This is a genomic window from Acinetobacter sp. CAU_H_60, from assembly GCF_058599385.1.
Window position 1 is genome coordinate 2,996,684 of record NZ_CM178653.1, and the last position, 19,238, is coordinate 3,015,921.

A 19,238-nucleotide genomic window follows, 5' to 3' on the forward strand; every position below is an offset into this window, starting at 1 on the left:
ATCTATCCAGATCAGTCAAACAAACGATCAAAGAAAGATTTTTTCTTTGGAGAAGACTGGCTGCCCTCATCTTCCATGGTCGCTTGCAACTCTTTCAACAGTTCACGTTGACGTGCAGTCAGGTTCACCGGTGTTTCTACAACAACACGGCAAAGTAGGTCACCCTGCATGGTTGAACGGACTGGTTTCACGCCCTTACCACGTAGGCGGAACAGTTTACCGGTTTGCGTACCTTCAGGAATTTTCAGACTGACACGACCATCTAGTGTCGGAATCTGAACTTCTTTACCCAAAGCTGCATCCGCAATTGAAATCGGCACATCCATATACAGATCTGCGCCGTCACGCTGGAAGATTTCGTGTTCACGTACCACGACTTCAACGTATAGATCACCTGATTGGCCATCACGGATCGCTTCACCTTTACCAGTCAAACGTACGCGGTCACCATTGTCCACACCGGCTGGAATAGTAACTTCCAGGGTTTGTTGACGGTCAGATACACCTGAACCATGACATTTATTACATGGGTTCTTAATGATCTTGCCCTGGCCACGACAGGTACTACAGGTTTGCTGTACCGAGAAGAAACCTTGCTGCATACGTACCTGGCCGGCACCATGACAGGTTGGACAGGTTTCAACATCATTCGGATTTTTAGAACCTTTACCATCACAGGCATCACATGGCGCTGGTGCAGTAAAAGTAATGGTTTTCTTAACACCTTTGACTGCTTCTTCAAGCGTCAATTCCATCACATAGCGTAAGTCTGAACCACGGCGTTGACGTTGCTGGCCACGGCCACCCCCACCAAAGGCTCCACCGAAAATATCCCCAAATTGGCTGAAAATATCTTCCGCACTGAAACCACCGAAGCCGCCAGCACCACCGCCCATACCACCTTCAAAGGCTTGATGGCCCATACGGTCGTACATGCTACGTTTCTCGCTGTCTGACAGAACTTCATACGCTTCTGAAGCTTCTTTAAACTTCTCTTCAGCTTCAGGATTGTCCGGGTTACGGTCTGGATGATATTTCATCGCCAACTTACGGTAGGCTTTTTTAATTTCATCATCACTAGCGGTTTTAGAAACGCCCAAAACCTCATAATAATCACGTTTAGCCATGTCTGGCGATGCTCCTCACGGAATTCTATTTAATATTGACTGTGGTCTAAAATTGGGGTTAAACCCAGCTTTACAAGGGGAATTCTGAAAAAAAATTGAAAGCTTAGAATACGGCTTTGTTTTGAGAAAATTTGAAGATGCCTTTGAACCAGGCATTAATGAGGAAAATAATGGCAATAAAGCTGAATACCACACCTGCGACTGTGCAGGCTTTCACCCAAAGTTGGCTATCCCAGGCAAAGAAAAATAATGGAATAAACCAGAGCGCAGCAAAAATCGCGAGTACTGAATAAATCACAATATTGCGCATGATCCAGAGTGCCTGTGCCTGTAACCAGACTTCGGCATAATCAATCTGGGTCACCTTACGTGCATACCAGTAAGCAAATACACCACTCACCACTGTAAACAAAGCAAAAAACATGAAGACATAAGCCATCGCCACGGAGCGTCGCATCTTGGTGAGTGTGTCTTGAGTCATGTTTAGTCAACCTTAGTGTGCGGCCCAGCACAAGCGAGTTCCGCAGCAGTATGTCTTTTTTGAATTATTAAAAAATCAGGTACTACTATATTGAAATTTTCAATATTTCGCACCTGAAATTATGACAAATTTAAACAGAATTTAAACTTTTTTTCACTTTAAACCATTGTGCATATAAGGCTGGCAGGAAAAACAGCGTTAATAGCGTTGCAACGATCAATCCTCCCATAATGGCAACCGCCATTGGCCCGAAAAAAATACTTCTGGATAAAGGAATCATGGCCAGAACAGCAGCCAGTGCAGTCAGGACAATCGGACGGCAACGGCGCACTGTGGCATTGATAATGGCATTCCATTGCGATTCACCTGCCTGAATATCCTGTTCAATCTGGTCAATGAGAATCAACGAGTTACGCATGATCATGCCTGATAAGGCAATCGTACCCAGCATGGCCACAAAACCAAAAGGTTTATTGAAAATTAACAGGAATAAGACCACGCCAATAATGCCCAATGGCGCCGTCAGGAAGACAATGAAGGCACGTGAAATACTTCGGAGCTGGATCATCAGCAAAGTCATCACCACCGCTAAAAATAATGGCATACCCGCATTTACTGAATTCTGCCCTCGCGCAGATTCTTCGACTGTGCCGCCTACTTCAATCAGATAGCCACTTGGTATTTCTGATCTGAGCTGCTCAAGTTGATCTTTCAGCTCGTTGACCACGGTTGCCGGTTGCAGCTGTGTCCGGATATCGGCTCGTACCGTAATGGTCGGCAAACGATTCCGATGCCAGATCAGGCCTTCTTCAAAGCTGTATTCGATCTTGGCAATCTGGGCCAGAGGAACTGAGCTCCCATTCGTGGTCGGTACTGCCAGACTACTCAGTGAACCGACATCGACACGTTCAGCCTGATCACCCCGTAAACGGATTTCAATCAGTTCACGTTTTTCACGATATTGATCAATCGCAGTTCCAGAAATCGAGCTATTCAGGAAATTGGCCAAATCGCTACTGCTCACGCCAAGCTGACGGGCGCGGTCCTGATCAATATCCAGCTTGATGACTTTACTTGGCTCGCCCCAGTCCAGATGCACATTAGTGGTATTCGGATTGTCTCCGACCGTTGCTGCAACTTTCTGTGCCCATTGACGGACTAATCCCAGGTCTTCACCCGATACACGGAACTGTAATGGATAGCCAACGGGTGGGCCATTTTCCAGTAGAGATACCCGGGTACGGGCTTCTGGTAACAGCACCCGAATCTGGTCGCTTAAGGATTTACGGATTTCATTGCGGTCTTCTAAGGAGGAAGCCAAGACCACAAACTGGGCAAAGCTGGCTTGCGGCAATTGCTGATCTAGAGGTAAATAAAAACGCGGTGAGCCGGTACCGACATAGACCACATAATTATCAATTCCCTCCTGTTTGGACAGGAAGCTTTCAACTTTTTTCACTGCCGCTTCAGTTGCTTTTAATGAAGCACCCTCTTCCAGTTTCAGATCCACCAGAATTTCGGCACGGTTCGATGGCGGGAAGAATTGTTTAGGCACCAGATTAAACATCAAAATGGATAGCACAAAAATCCCGACAGTCGACGCAATGACCGTTTTACGGTAGGTGACACAGATATTCACCCAGCGACGAAAGCCCTGATAGAAATTGGTTTGATAAGGATCATGATGTTCACCAGCATGATGGACCAGCGGCTCCGGTTCAGGGCGTTTGCGTAAACGCGCCCAGAGACGTTGATACCATGGCGCTCTCTGCACCAGATCCTTGTTAAAATCTGGCAGGAGTTTGTCACCCAGATAAGGCACAAACAGGACGGCTGCGATCCAAGATACTAATAGTGCCAGCGTCACCACCTGGAAAATCGAGCGGGTATATTCCCCGGTACTGGATGCTGCTGTCGCAATCGGCAGGAAACCAGCAGCAGTAATCAGGGTTCCGGTCAGCATTGGAAATGCTGTGGTTCGCCAGGCATGACCGGCCGCCTGTAAGCGGCTAAAGCCCTGCTCCATTTTGATTGCCATCATTTCAATGGCAATAATCGCGTCATCCACCAGAAGGCCAAGTGCCAGAATCAGGGCACCCAGAGAAATCTTATGCAGACCAACATCAAACAGCTGCATCCCGGCAAAGGTCATTGCCAGTACCAGCGGAATCGAAAAAGCCACCACTAGACCGGTACGGAACCCGAGTGAGAAAAAACTCACTAAGAGAACAATAATCACTGCCTCGGCCAGAACTTTCATAAATTCATTAATACTGCGCTTCACTGCTACCGGCTGATCTGAAACTTTTTGCAGATCCATTCCTAAAGGCAAAGTTTTCTGCAACCGGGCAAATTCCTGTTCCAGATTTTTACCCAAGGCAATAATGTCACCCCCTTTACGCATCGATACGGCAATGCCGATGCCATTTTCGCCCATAAAGCGCATACGCGGTTGTGCCGGATCGGTAAAGCCGCGATAAACTTCAGCCACATCGCCGAGCTGGATGGTCTTGCCATTCACCAGTAAAGGTAGCTGCTGCAATTCTTCGACATTATTCAGCGCCCCACTGACCCGCACCTGAATCCGGTCAGAACCGGTTTCAAAAAAGCCCGCCTGAGTCATGGCATTTTGCTGCTGCAGTGCCTGCTGAATGGCAGTCACCGGAATACCCAGTTGGGTGGCTTTGGTGTTGGAGATTTCGATCCAGATTTTTTGGTCTTGGAGTCCAATCAGTTCAACTTTGGCAACATCCTTGACCCGTTGCAACTGTAACTGCAAACGGTCGGCATATTCTTTAAGCGTCGCATAATCGAAGTCATTGCCTTTAATGACGTAGATGTTGCCAAAGGTATCGCCAAATTCATCATTAAAAAATGGACCTTGTACGCCTTGCGGTAATTCATGCCGAATATCATTGATTTTCTTACGGACGTTATACCAGACATCTGCGACATCCTTGGAAGCCAAGGAATCCTTGGCAATAAAGGTCACCATAGATTCTCCCGGACGGGAATAGGCCATGATTCGGTCATATTGTCCGGTAGTCATCAACTCTTTTTCAATCCGGTCGGTAACCTGTAAGGATACTTCTTTAGCACTGGCACCCGGCCAGTAAGTCTGGATTACCATCACCTTAAAGGTAAACGGCGGATCCTCACTTTGTGACAGTTTGGAATAAGAGACGATGCCGATCAGACCGAGCAGGATCATGAAATACAGTACCAGACCTTTATTCTTTAAGGCCCATTCAGACAGGTTAAAGTTCATATTTAACTCCCTGCCTGAATTTTCACACTACGGTTTTCACGGTCAATCGGATTGATTTTTTGCTGGTCACGCAGCAGATGCACTCCACCAATCACCACATAATCATCAGCCTTTAAACCACTGAAGACTGGCACAGAATCACGGCCATAAGCACCCAGCTGCACCGGCACTTTGCGAATAGTATGATCCGGCTTGACTACTATCACATAGGCCTGCTGATCAGTCGCTGAAACGCTGGATAAAGGAACGCTAAGGACATTGTCCTGACTGTTCTGGAAGAACACCCGGGCACTCTGACCGAGCTGAATCTGGCTATTACCTTCGCGTAAAGCCACTTTCACCCGGAAGGTACGCGATTGATCTGCTGCTGGTGAAATCTCACGAACAAAGGCAGCAAATTTTTCATTCGGTTTGGACCATAAAGTGACCCAGGCCGGCTGACCGGTTTTAATTTCGGAAATCGCCTGTTCAGGAACCCCAATTACGACTTCACGCTCACCGGCAATCGCCAGTTCAAAGGCAGCCTGCCCTGCTGCAACGACCTGACCAATTTCGATATTGCGTGCAGTAATTACCCCATTTTTATTGGCAATGAGCTGGTTATAAGCGGTCTGGTTTTTGGCCGTATCATAATTGGACTGAGCCTGTTTCAGATTTGACGCAGCTGCCTTATATTGATTTTCAACCGCATCATATTGCGAGCGGCTCACAGCATTGGTCGGTAACAGCTGCTTGAAACGCTGTAATTCATCCTGAGCAATTTTACTGGCCGATTGAGCACTTTCTAGCTGGGCACGTGCTGCATTTAATTGAAGTTGAGCATCTTTCACATCTAGGGTCGCCAAGACTTGCCCGACTTTTACCTGATCACCCACATCGACAAAACGCTGGGTGACCTGCCCGCCTACCCGGAACGCCAGTGCCGTTTGCTGACGTGCCTGGACATCACCGGCATAGCTTTTCAATTCCTGATGTGAAGTTTTCGGTGTGGTCACCATGACAAATGGAACTTCCTGTTCTGCTGCAGCGCTGTCCTTGCTACATCCTGAGAAAGCCATACTGCATAGGACGATCATGCCAGCCAGTGCGCTCTGTATCGTGCTCATTATTGTTCGCTCTTATCTAATCATCATTTTTAGGGCAAAATAGGTAGATATATAAATTGCTTATTTTTTAATTAATATACCACCCGGTACACTAATTAGGATTCTGCAGTTAAAACAATGACCATATTGATTTTTTTTGGATGAAATTGTGCAAATACCGGTTGGACGGCCCAAGGATCTGGAAAAACGCCAGCGTATTCTGAACGCAGCTAAACAGCTGTTTTTACAGCATGGTTATCATGGTTCCAGCATGAACCAGATTGCGCTGGAAGCCAGTGTGACCAAACTCACTGTCTATAATCATTTTCAGGATAAGGCCACGCTGTTTAGCTGTGCGGTTGAAGAAACCTGTGAGGCAATTCTGCAGGAATCTCCTAAAGTTCTACAGCCTGATAGTGATTTTCAGCAGGAGCTATATCAGATCTGTCTGCGCTCATTCAATATTGCCAATCTGCCGGAAGCTCTCAAACTGGACCTGCTCATCATGCAACTGGCCTATGAAAAAAATCCGTTGGCGGAACGTTTTTATACGGCCTCACATATCAAGCTGAATCAGGCCTGGCATGATTTCTTTGAGCAGGCGCAGCAACATCAATTTATCCAGACTGATGATCCGCAGCATCAGACCGAACTGATGGTGTCCTTACTGCTAGGTATGCGACATCACAAAGTCTTACTGGGCTTAAGTCCGCTACCCGACATGCAACAACGCCATCAGATCATTCAGCAGGCCATCGAGATCTTTATGCTGAAATATGCAATTTCCCGTTAAATTTCTTCTATCTGGCCGGATCCTTGCAACAGCGTAAAGACTAAAATTCATTCAATTATCAACAAATGATATTCAACTTTTGTCTGCAAAAGACTTGGATTGTCATGCAGTCGGGGTATAGTCAAAGGAAGAATCGGAGGAATATAAAAAATGGTTCAACAGATTGATGCACCTCTACGCGAAGACGTACGTTTACTGGGTAATCTACTGGGAAAAACCCTGAAGTTACATGCGGGGCAAGATTTGTTTAATCAGGTCGAGCAAATTCGGGCCTTATCGAAAGGTGCTCGCGATGGACAGGTTGAAGCAGAAAAACAGCTGGAACAATTATTCCTGACTTTAGAAGATCATGAAATCCTGCCATTGACCCGTGCCTTCACCCATTTCTTAAACTTTGCCAATATTGCCGAACAGTACCATGTGGTACGTCGTCGCCGTCAAAGCGAATTTGAGGAAAGCACAGAATCTCCAAATCCTCTGATGCCTTTATTTGAGAAATTTAAACAGCAAGAAATTTCTGCAGAAACCTTATATCAGCAAATCTGTGAATTAAAGATTGAACTGGTGCTGACCGCACATCCAACAGAAGTCAGCCGACGCACCCTGATCCAAAAATATGATGGCATCAATAATGCCCTATCTAAATTTGACCAGCAGAAATTGACCCCGCGTGAACGTCAGGCAGTTTTGGCTGACTTAAAACAGCTGATCAGTTCTGCCTGGCAAACGGACGAAATCCGTCAACATCGCCCAACCCCGGTGGATGAAGCCAAATGGGGCTTTACGACAATCGAACAGACCCTCTGGAATGCGGTACCCAAATTCATTCGTGAACTGAACGGCATGGTTGAGGAACAATGTGGCCAGACTTTGCCGCTAGATGTTGCTCCGGTACGTTTCGCTTCCTGGATGGGTGGCGACAGGGATGGCAACCCGAATGTGACGCATAATGTGACTCAGGAAGTATTGTGGTTGTCACGCTGGAAAGCAGCTGATCTTTATCTGCGTGATATTGAAAACCTGCGCTGGGAACTTTCTATTCAGCAATGCAGTGATGAAATTACACAGGCGTTAGGCCATCAACATCCTGAACCGTACCGTGAATATTTACGCGATATCCGTGAACGTCTAAAAATTACCCGGGCTTGGCTGGCTGAAAAACTGCATGGCAAAGATGCTGATGATAGTCGGGTCATTAAAAGTAAAGATGAGTTATTAAAACCTTTACTGACCTGCTATCACTCATTGATGGCGTGCAATCTGGCAGAACTTGCCAATAGCAGTCTGCTGGACCTGATTTACCGGGTGAACTGTTTCGGCATTGAACTGCTCAAACTGGATATTCGTCAGGAATCGGGTCGTCATCGTCAGGCCATTTCAGCCATTACTGAATATCTGGGTCTGGGTAATTTTGAAACCTGGACTGAACAGGCCCGTCAAAACTTCCTGTTGCAGGAACTGCAAAGCAAACGTCCTTTACTACCTAAGCACCTGAATGAACCAGCGGGTAGCCTGATTGAACATCCGGATGTACAGGAAGTGTTTATCACCATGCGCACATTGGCCGAACAGCCAAGTGAGTCTCTGGGTGCCTATATTATTTCCATGGCCGAATACCCAAGTGATGTGCTAGCTGTCTTGCTGCTGCAAAAAGAAGCCGGGATTAAACAGCCTTTACGGGTAGTACCTTTATTTGAAACCTTAAAAGATCTCGACGGTGCTGCTGACACCATGTCGACACTCTTTAATATGCATTGGTACAAACAGCATATTCAGGGCAAGCATGAAGTCATGATTGGTTATTCGGATTCAGCCAAAGATGCCGGCTTTATGTCAGCCAACTGGGCACAGTACCGTGCGCAGGAAGAACTGACCGCAGTTGCTAAACAGCATGGTATACAGCTGACCCTGTTCCATGGTCGTGGCGGCTCGATCAGCCGCGGCGGTGCACCCACCCAACAAGCCTTGTTCTCGCAACCGCCGGGTTCGATTTCAGGGGCCATTCGGGTGACTGAACAAGGTGAGATGATTCGCTTTAAATTTGGTCTGGAAGAAATCGCGCTACAAAATCTGGAAATTTATACTGCAGCGACTCTGGAAGCGACTTTATTACCGCCACCCGAACCGAAACCGGAATGGCGTGATCTGATGCATAAGATGACGGATCTATCGGTACAGGTCTATCGTCAGACAGTACGTGAAAATCCGCATTTCGTAAAATACCTGCGTACCGTGACCCCAGAACTGGAACTGCAAATGCTGCCGCTTGGTTCACGTCCTGCCAAACGTAAGGTCAGCGGTGGAATTGAATCCTTGCGTGCTATTCCCTGGGTCTTTGCCTGGACCCAGATCCGTTTGATGTTACCGGCCTGGCTGGGTACCGGTGCTGCATTAAATGAGGTACTGGATCAAGGGCAACGTACAATTCTGGATGAGATGCTAACTGAATGGCCTTATTTTCAGACCTTGATTGATATGCTGGAAATGGTGCTGTCTAAAGCAGATAGCAATGTCGCGCTCTATTACGAATCGCATCTGACTCAGGATGAAGACCTGAAAGAGCTTGGTACGGAATTGCGTCAACGCTTGCAGGATGCGATCCAAACCCTACTCACTTTAAAAGGTGAATCAAAACTGCTGAGCAGTAATGGCGTCTTGGACCAGTCCATGACGGTGCGTAAACCTTATCTGTTACCGCTCCATTTACTACAAGCCGAACTGATGAAACGTCGTCGGTTGTATCTGGAACAGCAGCAGGCTGAACACACTCCGGTCGATCATGCATTAATGGTCAGTATTGCCGGCATTGCCGCCGGTTTACGAAATACCGGTTGATTTTTTCCCTTCCATTTAAAGCACATCTACACGATGTGCTTTTTTATTGATCAGTCAATAGCCAAAAAAAAGCTTTATTTATATATCAAATTAAAATTACTTATAGAAGTTGAATATGAATTGTCCGGGAATTAATCCACTGATTTAACTTTAGTTTTGATTTAAAAAACTTTTACCGCACGGTAAAATCTCAAATAAAGTCATAGAATTAATTTGAACAAAAATTTTGTTTCAGTGATTAAATCTTCTAAAAAACAAGAGTATGATGTGCACAATTTATCTTTTGAGTGCTCATTTTATGTCCAATTGGTTTCCCAAGTGGCGCCCTTATGAGGGTAGTATCGATGCACGACCAGTAGGTACCGCAGAGTATTTACCGCCTGCCCAGACCCTGATCTTGGGGGTACAACATGCCTTTGCCATGTTCGGTGCGACGGTACTGGCGCCATTTCTAATGGGTTTTGATCCCAATCTGGCCATTTTAATGTCGGGGATCTGTACCATCCTGTTCTTCCTGATCACGGGTGGTCGTGTACCAAGTTATCTGGGTTCAAGCTTTGCGTTCATTGGGGTAGTGATTGCGGCAACCGGTTATGCAGGTGCTGGCGGACTAAATCCAAATATTGGTGTCGCCGCTGGCGGGATTATTGCCTGTGGTGTGCTTTATGCCTTGATGGGTGTTCTGGTCATGGCAACGGGAACCCGCTGGATTGAAAAATTGATGCCGCCTGTAGTGACCGGTGCGGTGGTGATGATTATTGGTCTGAACCTGGCCCCTGTGACTGTGAAAAACGTCATGGGCAATACCTTTAATATGTGGATGTCACTGGTGACCGTCCTGTGTATGGGTTCCATTGCGGTGTTTACCAAAGGTCTGGTACAGCGTTTATTGCTCTTGATCGGTTTATTGCTGGCTTACTTCATTTACTACATTTTAAGTAATGTGATGGGCTATGGGACTGCAATTGATTTTGCGCCCATTCAGCAAGCTGGCTGGTTTGGTGTTCCGAGCTTCCATGCGCCAGTATTTGATAGCAATGCCATGCTGATCATTGCGCCTATTGCCCTGATTCTGATTGCAGAAAACCTGGGACATATTAAAGCCGTAGGTGCCATGACCGGTGAAAATCTGGATCCGCATATCGGTAAAGCCTTTGTGGCGGACGGTATTGCAACTACCTTGGCAGGTGGTGTGGGCGCACCGGGTATGACTACCTATGGTGAGAACATCGGTGTGATGGCAGTTACCCGGGTTTACTCAACGATTATCTTTGCAGTTGCAGGTGTGTTTGCGGTATTCCTCGGTTTATCACCGAAATTTGGTGCGATTATTCATACCATTCCAACAGCGATTTTAACCGGCGCCTCAATTGTGGTCTTTGGTCTGATTACTATTGCCGGTGCGAAAATCTGGATCGAAAATAAAGTCGATTTTTCACAGAACAAAAACCTGATGGTAGCAGCAGTGACCATTATTCTGGGTACGGGTGACTTTGCCCTGACCTTCGGTAACTTTAACCTAGGTGGAATTGGTACAGCGACCTTTGCTGCGTTATTCCTGAACTGGTTCTTTAGCCTGGTCGATAAAAAATAATTCGAAGACTTAAATTTTCAAGCAGCCGCCAGGCTGCTTTTTTTATATTGCAAGAATTGTTTAAATAGGCCTGATCTTTTATATGAGCATCCTGCCGATGCGTCTGGATTTTTTTGATTTACGTCTTTTTCTCAATATAGTCGACACAGGTAGTCTGACCAAAGGTGCTGAACGCTCTGCCATTTCCTTACAGGCAGCCAGTGAGCGGATTAAAAAGCTGGAACAGCAATATCAGGTCAGTCTGTTCAGCCGCCATTCTGCTGGGGTAAAAATGACTTTTGCGGGACAGGTCTTTGCTGAGCATGCCCAAGCCCTGTTGCAACAGGGACAACAGTTGTCTCAAGCCATGGCCGGCTTTAGTGAAGGACTCAATTCCAATATCAGCTTATGGTGTAACTCTTCAGCACAAAGTGAGTACCTTCCCCTATTATTGCCCCAGTATCTGGTGAATAACCCAAATATCCAGATCGACCTCAAAGAAGCAGAGAGCAATGACATCATTGCGGCTTTGGCGAGTGGTACTGCCAAGCTAGGACTTATTTCCAGCTTTTTTCCTGCACCACAATTACAGACTTTGGAATTTTCAGATGATCCTCTGGTGCTGATCTGCCCTGAACAGCATGATCTGGCAGCTAATCAGGCATTAACATTAGCAGACTGTCTGAATTATCCCTTTGTTGGTCTGATGCAATATCACTCTTTGCAGCAATCCATCGAAACTCAGGCTCGCTTGCTGAACTGTGAAATTCAATACCGCTTACGCTTACCAAATTTTGCCGCCATTGCCCAGGTTGTGGCCAATGGTGTAGGTATCGCGATCATGCCAAAACGTGCTGCACAACGTTTGTCGAAGCTCTATGCATTTCAGCAAATCCAATTGACTGGAGATTGGGCCAACCGCAAGTTATTGTTAGCTGCAAAGAACTTTGATGAACTGAGCACGGCCTATCAGCACTTTAGCCAGTTCCTCATTTCTGCGGATGTACAAAAAATCCTGAATTAAATCCAGCCGAATTGATGCAGCATCATATAGCTGCCTAAGGCAATCAGGCCGATAAAAAATACCGTCCGGAATTTCTGTTCAGGGATACGGGAACGGATTTTTTTGCCGAACCACATCCCGATCAAGGCTGGAATCAGTGCAATCGCCGACATGGCATAATCAATCGGCATATCTTCCACCGGGTTTTGGTGCAGGAAAATTGCCAAACACACCGTCGAGGTAGTAAATACCAATCCTAAGGCCTGAACCAGATCATCACGTTTTAAATGCAAGGTTTGCAAATAAGGCACGACCGGAATTACCACTACCCCAGTTGCCACGGTCAAGGCACCCCCGAGATATCCCATAATCGGAGAAAGCCACTTTTCATGCTGGCTTAAATCTGGCATCCGTTTCGCCAATAAACCATATAGGCCATACAGGGCAAGCATCCCGCCCAGTAAGGCTTCACTATGAAATTCAGAATGACCCAAGGTCGGGAAAATACTCCAGACTGAACCCACGATAATGCCTGCCAGCAATAGCCAGAAACGGCGAATCAGTTTCAGCACATGACCTTCGGCAAAGAGTTGCCAGAAATTGGTCAGCATCGAAGGTACAATCAGTAAAGTTGCTGCCTGAAATGGACTCATAAATATGGTCAACAAACCCATGGACACCGCAGGCAGACCTAATCCAATGGTGCCTTTAATCAGGCCAGCCAGAGCAAAAATAGCAATAACAAAAGCAGTCATCTGATGACCCTAAATTAACTTAAGCCCATGCTATAGAAATCACGAATAGAGTAAAATCAGGGTTTTAAGAAGGAAGCCTCAAGTAAATATTGAGGCTTCAGATGGATGTGCCGAAACTCATCAGATTCATCAGCAAAAATCGGATATGAAAATTGTTTAAGGACGGAATTCTTTCAGTTCACGCTGAATGAAATACTGGAACATTTCCCGGTACAAATGTTCAATAAACGCCTGATCCACACCCTGCTGTTGTGCCAAGGCTTTGACATTTTCCACAATCTGCTCCACACGCTCCGGTGATTGCAGATCAGTTTCAGTTTTTTTAAAACGGGTGGTTTGATCAACATAAAATTGACGCGCAGCGATCAGCTCGACTAAAGCTGTATCAATGGCATCGATCTGTTGACGTGCATGTTGTAATGATTCAGCTTTGATTTTTTCCATGTTTATTCAGTCACTTTCAGTTTAGTTATCACTCTTATACTTTTCTTCTAACACATTACTGAAAATACTTTCAATCATCCAGACACGATATAAGCTATTAAATGTATAACTTTGCCCATCAATACGCAGTTCCAGCACCGGTAAATTCGGCTGGGACTTCATTTCACATAAGGTGTCATTTTCCTGCAACTTGGCCAGAACGTCTTCCTGGGTCAGTTCAGTAATATTCAGTTCCTGCTGCATACGCTTGAAATGCGCTGCATAAGACAGATCATAACCACGAGTCCAGACCGCTTCCAGAATCTGGTACATGGCTTCAATCCGCTGCTCTTCCGGACAGCTATAAAACAATTGTGCCATCGGCATCACGGCCTGCTCGGTTGGCCGGCAGAATGGGGTAAATTTAACTTCAGTCCGCTTGGATAAGCGCGTCGCCAGACTCCAGTCAAACCAGTCCCGTCCCTGATAAGACAACGGATAGACATTCAACTGGATATTATAAAAATCAGCCAGCTCTTCCTTGATATAAGCCAGTAACAACCAGGAAATCGGATCTTCCAGAGCGATATACAAATCCAATTCAGGATCCATGGACTGGATTTCATTCAGCTCTTCGGCATCACTGATCAGATGCTCGCGCCATTCAATATGATTGATCAGGAAAATCGGGTTGCCGGTCAGTAATCTCTGCTGTTTCAGGCGACGGGTCAGACGTAACAAGTCATCTACCGCCTGATACTGGCGTCCGCCAAACTGGAAATAACTGGCCAGAATCGGACTATGCTCAAAAATCCGTTCAGGAAAATTCTGCGGCGCATGATGACGGCTGGCCATCGCATATAAAGTGCGTAATTTTCCGTTCTGTTTTTGCCAGAGCATATGAAAGACATCTTCTAGCAAATACAGAAAATCCTGTCCGCGTAATGGCGTATTTCTCAGGATGGTTTCTGCCTGCTTTAAGGCTTCAGCTGTCGGTAATTCTGGGGTCTCATGAAAGCTGAAACGATGCTGTTTAGATAAAATTTTGGCATCATTCAGGCAATAGTGCTGCCATTCATCAAAAGACATCTGATTAGGTGGCTCAGCCCGCTGATCTGAAATGATGACTTTGAGTGGCTTCAGTTCTGGGCTGAGAATTTCTTCCAGTTGCGGTAACTGTTGTACCGCCAGATAACTATAAACATCATCCAGTCTTAAATAGATGCTCAAGCCATCTTCAATAGATAACACCGTTTGACGAACTGGTTTCTGGTAAAACCAACTCGATCGGATTGGATCAAACCAACGGCGTAGCAGGGACATGAGAGGTGCCTCGAAAAGATTTTGTCATGCCAGCCCTTGCCAGCAGGATCGTTTTATTCAACATCCTATTATGAGGATGTTTATGACCTGATATAAGTCTTGTGCAAAACTTATATCAAGTCAGCAACAAATGTTCAATGTTTTCTAAGACTTTAGATTTCAAGATTTAGGTCAGTCACAGCCCCGGTCTCAGCGCCAGAAGTCAGTTTGGCGAATTTCGCCAGTGCCCCGTGGGTATAATTTGGTTTCGGTTTCACCCAGGCCGCCTGACGTGCAGCAAGCTCTTCATCCGAAATATGCCAGGTCATTTCACGGGTTTCCGCATTAATGGAAATTTCATCGCCATTTTGCACCAGACCAATCGGGCCACCCTCATAGGCTTCCGGTGTGACATGACCAATCACAAAACCATGACTTCCGCCTGAGAAACGGCCATCAGTAATCAGTGCGACTGAATCCCCCAGACCTTTACCAATAATAGCAGAAGTCGGTTTTAGCATTTCCGGCATGCCCGGTCCACCTTTCGGGCCAACACCGCGAATTACGACCACTTCACCTGGCTGAACTTCGCCATCCAGAATCCCGCGCATCGCGCCCTGTTCACCTTCAAACACCCGTGCCGGTCCTTTGAAATATAGGCCTTCCTTACCGGTAATTTTGGCGACTGCCCCATTCGGTGACAGGTTGCCTTTCATAATGATCAGATGTGAGTCTTTTTTCACTGGCTTGTCGAATGGCAAAATAATCTGCTGACCTTCTGGATAATCTTCTACATCGGCCAGGTTTTCTGCCAGTGTTTTTCCAGTCACAGTCAGGCAGGAACCATCTAGCATACCGGCATCCAGCATGCGTTTCATCAATGGCTGGATCCCACCAATAGCAATCAGTTCTGACATTAGATATTTACCGGATGGGCGGACATCGGCCACAACAGGAATCTCTTTTCCAATTCGTACAAAGTCATCCAGACTCAGCTCCACACCCGCCGTATGCGCCATGGCTAACAGATGCAGTACACCATTGGTTGATCCACCTAATGCAATTAATACTTTAATTGAATTTTCAAAAGCCGCTTTGGTCATGATGTCACGTGGCTTGATATCCAGACGGAGCAGATTCATCACTGCTTCACCAGCACGGGCACAGTCAATCTGCTTGCCTTCAGACACCGCTTCCTGTGCAGAGGAACCCGGCAGGCTCATTCCCAGAGCTTCAATCGCAGAGGCCATAGAATTCGCGGTATACATCCCACCACAAGAACCTGGACCCGGCAAAGACACTTCTTCAATGTGTTTCACCTGAATTGCATTAATTTCGCCTTTGGCATGCTGACCGACCGCTTCAAATACCGAAATCATGTCGGTATGGCCTTCACCCGGTTTGATGGTACCGCCATAAATAAACAGACCCGGACGGTTTAATCGTGCCAAGCCCATGATGCAGCCCGGCATGTTTTTGTCACAGCCCCCTATCGCAATCACGCCATCATAGGCCTGACAGCCGACCACCGCTTCAATCGAATCGGCAATAATTTCCCGCGATAGCAAGGAGTATTTCATCCCTTCAGTCCCGTTGGAGATCCCGTCGGAAATAGTGATGGTATTGAAGATAATCCCCTTACCACCGGCAGCATTAACGCCCTGCTCGACTGTACGCGCCAGACCATCAATATGCATGTTGCAGGGAGTGACATTGGCCCAGGTCGAAGCGATCCCAATAAAAGGACGAGTAAAGTCTTCATCCTGAAAACCGGTGGCACGCATCATGGATCGGGCCGGTGCATTTTCAATGCCTTCATAAACAGGCGCGGAATGTTCTCGGATATTGTCTTTACTCATTTTATTCGTCCTGAGTGTAATTTTTGAGAAGCCTAAATATTGGCTAGGTTTTATCCGATTGTATAGAAAGCAATCTCGACATAAAAGTAAGACTCTGTGTATCTGACTCAGTTATTTTTTATTTTCTTAGATGAGTATTTGAAGTACGAAGTTGCCATACATAATAAAAGACCCGGTCTTTTCAAGCCGGGCCTTTTACTGAGACTGTAAATCAGTCATGGGATGATTTCTGATTAGATTCATCTTTACACTATTTAAAATCAATTACTTATAAATTTTTAGTGTAGGCGTACTTAATTCACCTGATGCAGACCAAGTTCTTCATTGGAAGCCAACACCACAGATGCCAGAATCGGAGCCGCCAAAATCACAGGAACAGCTAAGATCCAAAAGACGACGGTATAATGTGGATCAAAGAAAAATTGAATGCTCAGTGCAGCTAAAATCATAATGAGCGCTAAAATTGCCACAAAGCGGCTAATAAATTTCATGGACATGCGTGTAATCACTTTTGCATTGATACTGTCGCTTTAGTATACACATACTTTTTTCAAGACTTTATCGGTTTTAAGTATCTAAAGCCCTCTCTCCATTGATTTTATTGAAAGTTTAGGTGTTTTACTTAAGTTTAAATCGCTAAGGAATAAAAAAGCACTCCCATCTGGAGTGCTTTTTCGCGCTATAAAAATTTACAGCTTAGATTTCACGTACCGCACCTTTTGCAGCACTTGTAGTGTGCATCGCATAAGCTTTCAATGCTTTAGAAATCTTACGTGGACGTTCTTCCACTGGGTGCCAGCCTTTTTCATCCTGTGCTGTACGACGAGCGGCCATGGTCGCATCATCTACTGCCAGGTGAATGGTACGGTTTGGAATATCGATTTCGATACGATCGCCATCTTCAACCAGACCAATCGCACCGCCTTCAGCCGCTTCTGGAGAAACGTGACCAATGGATAGACCTGATGAACCGCCAGAGAAGCGGCCGTCAGTTAACAGTGCACATTCCTTACCTAAACCTTTCGATTTCAGGTAGCTGGTTGGGTACAGCATTTCCTGCATACCAGGGCCACCACGTGGGCCTTCGTAACGAATCACAACCACATCACCTGCTGTGATTTTGCCACCCAGAATCGCGTCTACCGCAGAATCCTGGCTTTCAAATACACGTGCAGTCCCATTGAATTTCAGGATTGATTCATCTACACCGGCCGTTTTTACGATACAACCATCTAGCGCGATGTTGCCATAAAGTACAGCCAGACCACCGTCTTTAGAGAATGCATGTTCTGCATTACGGATCACACCATTTTCACGGTCGCCATCCAAACGTGAGTAGTAACGGTCTTGTGAGAATGCAGTCTGGGTTGGTACGCCACCTGGTGCTGATTTAAAGAATTTATACACTTCTTCATCTTCAGTACGGATGATGTCCCATTTATCTAAAGCATCTTTTAATGTTGCTTCGTGAACCGTACCTACAGAGGTATCTAACAGGCCTGCACGATCCAGTTCACCGAGGATCGACATGATCCCGCCGGCACGGTGCACGTCTTCCATATGTACATCATTCTTCGCAGGAGCGACCTTACAAAGCACTGGTACTTTACGAGATAGACGATCGATGTCATCCATGGTGAAGTCCACACCCGCTTCGTTTGCAGCAGCTAATAAGTGTAGAACGGTATTGGTTGAACCACCCATTGCGATGTCCAAAGTCATGGCATTTTCATACGAAGCTTTAGTCACCATTGAACGTGGTAATACGCTGTAATCGTCTTGTTCATAATGGCGTTTTGCCAGTTCAACAATGAGAGAACCTGCACGTTCGAACAGTTTTTTACGGTTCGCATGAGTTGCCAAAGTTGAACCGTTACCTGGAAGCGATAGACCCAATGCTTCAGTCAAGCAGTTCATTGAGTTCGCAGTGAACATGCCTGAACATGAACCACAGGTTGGACATGCAGAACGTTCGTATTCAGCCACTTCTTCATCAGTATAGTTATCATCTGCAGCGACGATCATGGCATCGATCAAGTCGATGGCTTTATCATTACCACGGATTTTCACTTTACCGGCTTCCATTGGACCGCCAGACACGAATACCACTGGAATGTTCAGGCGCATTGCTGCCATTAACATCCCCGGAGTGATCTTGTCACAGTTCGAGATACACACCATCGCATCGGCACAGTGTGCGCTGACCATATATTCTACCGAGTCAGCAATTAGGTCACGTGAAGGCAGTGAATACAGCATACCGTCATGACCCATCGCGATGCCGTCATCGACAGCAATGGTATTGAATTCTTTTGCTACACCGCCTGCCTGTTCAATCTGACGTGCCACGAGCTGACCTAGATCTTTAAGGTGAACATGACCCGGTACAAACTGGGTGAATGAGTTCACCACTGCAATAATCGGTTTACCGAAGTCTTCATCCTTCATCCCAGTTGCGCGCCATAAGCCACGCGCACCCGCCATGTTTCTTCCGTGTGTCGATGTTTTTGAACGATAGTCAGGCATTTTATATTTCCAACAAAGTTTGAGCTTGAAATGAACCAAAAAAGGTTCACTCTGGCTAGATCATACTGACAATGAGCTTAAATCAGTCGAATGTTAGACCTATCATACTACAAGCCATTGTTTTACAAGATGACCTATTCGTTGTAGATGCAGACAAAAATGTCTATAGAGAGGTCTCGGTGAGCTGACAATAAAAATCTCTTAATAA

At 46.1% G+C, this 19,238-nt stretch carries 14 protein-coding genes; 4 read left to right on the top strand and 10 right to left on the bottom strand.

The annotated features are described in order from the left end of the window. Positions 1 to 11: 11 nt before the first annotated feature. The 4 genes from dnaJ to AC4MBN_RS14300 form a co-directional block, all read right to left on the bottom strand. A complete protein-coding gene (gene dnaJ / locus AC4MBN_RS14285) occupies positions 12 to 1,127 on the bottom strand; it encodes a molecular chaperone DnaJ (RefSeq protein WP_034703346.1) in 1,116 nt (371 codons plus the stop codon). Between the two features lie 103 nt (positions 1,128 to 1,230). Then, positions 1,231 to 1,608 (bottom strand): hypothetical protein, encoded by a 378-nt coding sequence (locus tag AC4MBN_RS14290; protein WP_341121036.1) that lies wholly within the window; start codon positions 1,606 to 1,608, stop codon positions 1,231 to 1,233. Positions 1,609 to 1,738: 130 nt separating this feature from the next. Beyond that, positions 1,739 to 4,876, bottom strand: coding sequence for an efflux RND transporter permease subunit (locus tag AC4MBN_RS14295; protein WP_491880438.1), 3,138 nt, complete (start codon positions 4,874 to 4,876; stop codon positions 1,739 to 1,741). Positions 4,877 to 4,878: 2 nt separating this feature from the next. Continuing rightward, positions 4,879 to 5,982 carry an efflux RND transporter periplasmic adaptor subunit gene (locus AC4MBN_RS14300; protein WP_491876338.1) on the bottom strand — a complete coding sequence of 368 codons (1,104 nt, stop codon included), beginning with the start codon at positions 5,980 to 5,982 and terminating at the stop codon, positions 4,879 to 4,881. 148 nt (positions 5,983 to 6,130) lie between these two features. On the opposite strand from AC4MBN_RS14300, the gene AC4MBN_RS14305 reads away from it, so the two are divergent. From AC4MBN_RS14305 to AC4MBN_RS14320, 4 genes are all read left to right on the top strand, one after another. Continuing rightward, complete coding sequence (locus tag AC4MBN_RS14305) at positions 6,131 to 6,754, top strand: TetR/AcrR family transcriptional regulator (protein ID WP_419365137.1); 624 nt, start codon at positions 6,131 to 6,133, stop codon at positions 6,752 to 6,754. Positions 6,755 to 6,904: 150 nt separating this feature from the next. After that, positions 6,905 to 9,589: a phosphoenolpyruvate carboxylase gene (gene ppc, locus AC4MBN_RS14310; RefSeq protein WP_491880439.1), complete on the top strand. Its 2,685-nt coding sequence runs from the start codon at positions 6,905 to 6,907 to the stop codon at positions 9,587 to 9,589. 298 nt (positions 9,590 to 9,887) lie between these two features. After that, positions 9,888 to 11,183, top strand: a complete 1,296-nt coding sequence (locus AC4MBN_RS14315) for a solute carrier family 23 protein (protein WP_491880440.1) — start codon at positions 9,888 to 9,890, stop codon at positions 11,181 to 11,183. A gap of 97 nt (positions 11,184 to 11,280) precedes the next feature. Then, positions 11,281 to 12,186, top strand: coding sequence for a LysR family transcriptional regulator (locus AC4MBN_RS14320; RefSeq protein WP_180131547.1), 906 nt, complete (start codon positions 11,281 to 11,283; stop codon positions 12,184 to 12,186). On the opposite strand, the gene AC4MBN_RS14325 is transcribed toward AC4MBN_RS14320, so the two are convergent. The 6 genes from AC4MBN_RS14325 to ilvD (AC4MBN_RS14350) form a co-directional block, all read right to left on the bottom strand. Beyond that, positions 12,183 to 12,920 (bottom strand): sulfite exporter TauE/SafE family protein, encoded by a 738-nt coding sequence (locus tag AC4MBN_RS14325; RefSeq protein WP_180053063.1) that lies wholly within the window; start codon positions 12,918 to 12,920, stop codon positions 12,183 to 12,185. The two genes, AC4MBN_RS14320 and AC4MBN_RS14325, sit on opposite strands and share 4 nt — an antisense overlap. A gap of 156 nt (positions 12,921 to 13,076) precedes the next feature. Then, the gene (locus AC4MBN_RS14330; protein WP_419375215.1) at positions 13,077 to 13,364 is read right to left on the bottom strand and encodes a chorismate mutase; all 288 of its coding nucleotides are present in this window, start codon (positions 13,362 to 13,364) and stop codon (positions 13,077 to 13,079) included. 21 nt (positions 13,365 to 13,385) lie between these two features. Next, the gene (locus tag AC4MBN_RS14335) at positions 13,386 to 14,666 is read right to left on the bottom strand and encodes a hypothetical protein (RefSeq protein ID WP_491880441.1); all 1,281 of its coding nucleotides are present in this window, start codon (positions 14,664 to 14,666) and stop codon (positions 13,386 to 13,388) included. Positions 14,667 to 14,818: 152 nt separating this feature from the next. After that, positions 14,819 to 16,504, bottom strand: coding sequence for a dihydroxy-acid dehydratase (gene ilvD / locus AC4MBN_RS14340; RefSeq protein ID WP_491880442.1), 1,686 nt, complete (start codon positions 16,502 to 16,504; stop codon positions 14,819 to 14,821). Positions 16,505 to 16,797: 293 nt separating this feature from the next. Then, positions 16,798 to 17,001, bottom strand: a complete 204-nt coding sequence (locus tag AC4MBN_RS14345) for a hypothetical protein (RefSeq protein WP_067731511.1) — start codon at positions 16,999 to 17,001, stop codon at positions 16,798 to 16,800. A gap of 199 nt (positions 17,002 to 17,200) precedes the next feature. Beyond that, positions 17,201 to 19,030 (bottom strand): dihydroxy-acid dehydratase, encoded by a 1,830-nt coding sequence (gene ilvD / locus AC4MBN_RS14350; RefSeq protein ID WP_491880443.1) that lies wholly within the window; start codon positions 19,028 to 19,030, stop codon positions 17,201 to 17,203. Between the last annotated feature and the right edge of the window lie 208 nt (positions 19,031 to 19,238).

Excerpts from the sequence above, each read along its gene's own strand:
- ilvD (WP_491880443.1), bottom strand. The coding sequence starts at position 19,030 with ATGCCTGACTATCGTTCAAAAACATCGACACACGGAAGAAACATGGCG.
- AC4MBN_RS14325 (WP_180053063.1), bottom strand. The coding sequence starts at position 12,920 with ATGACTGCTTTTGTTATTGCTATTTTTGCTCTGGCTGGCCTGATTAAA.
- AC4MBN_RS14320 (WP_180131547.1), top strand. The coding sequence starts at position 11,281 with ATGCGTCTGGATTTTTTTGATTTACGTCTTTTTCTCAATATAGTCGAC.
- AC4MBN_RS14335 (WP_491880441.1), bottom strand. The coding sequence starts at position 14,666 with ATGTCCCTGCTACGCCGTTGGTTTGATCCAATCCGATCGAGTTGGTTT.
- AC4MBN_RS14345 (WP_067731511.1), bottom strand. The coding sequence starts at position 17,001 with ATGTCCATGAAATTTATTAGCCGCTTTGTGGCAATTTTAGCGCTCATT.
- AC4MBN_RS14290 (WP_341121036.1), bottom strand. The coding sequence starts at position 1,608 with ATGACTCAAGACACACTCACCAAGATGCGACGCTCCGTGGCGATGGCT.
- ppc (WP_491880439.1), top strand. The coding sequence starts at position 6,905 with ATGGTTCAACAGATTGATGCACCTCTACGCGAAGACGTACGTTTACTG.
- dnaJ (WP_034703346.1), bottom strand. The coding sequence starts at position 1,127 with ATGGCTAAACGTGATTATTATGAGGTTTTGGGCGTTTCTAAAACCGCT.
- AC4MBN_RS14295 (WP_491880438.1), bottom strand. The coding sequence starts at position 4,876 with ATGAACTTTAACCTGTCTGAATGGGCCTTAAAGAATAAAGGTCTGGTA.
- ilvD (WP_491880442.1), bottom strand. The coding sequence starts at position 16,504 with ATGAGTAAAGACAATATCCGAGAACATTCCGCGCCTGTTTATGAAGGC.
- AC4MBN_RS14315 (WP_491880440.1), top strand. The coding sequence starts at position 9,888 with ATGTCCAATTGGTTTCCCAAGTGGCGCCCTTATGAGGGTAGTATCGAT.
- AC4MBN_RS14300 (WP_491876338.1), bottom strand. The coding sequence starts at position 5,982 with ATGAGCACGATACAGAGCGCACTGGCTGGCATGATCGTCCTATGCAGT.
- AC4MBN_RS14330 (WP_419375215.1), bottom strand. The coding sequence starts at position 13,364 with ATGGAAAAAATCAAAGCTGAATCATTACAACATGCACGTCAACAGATC.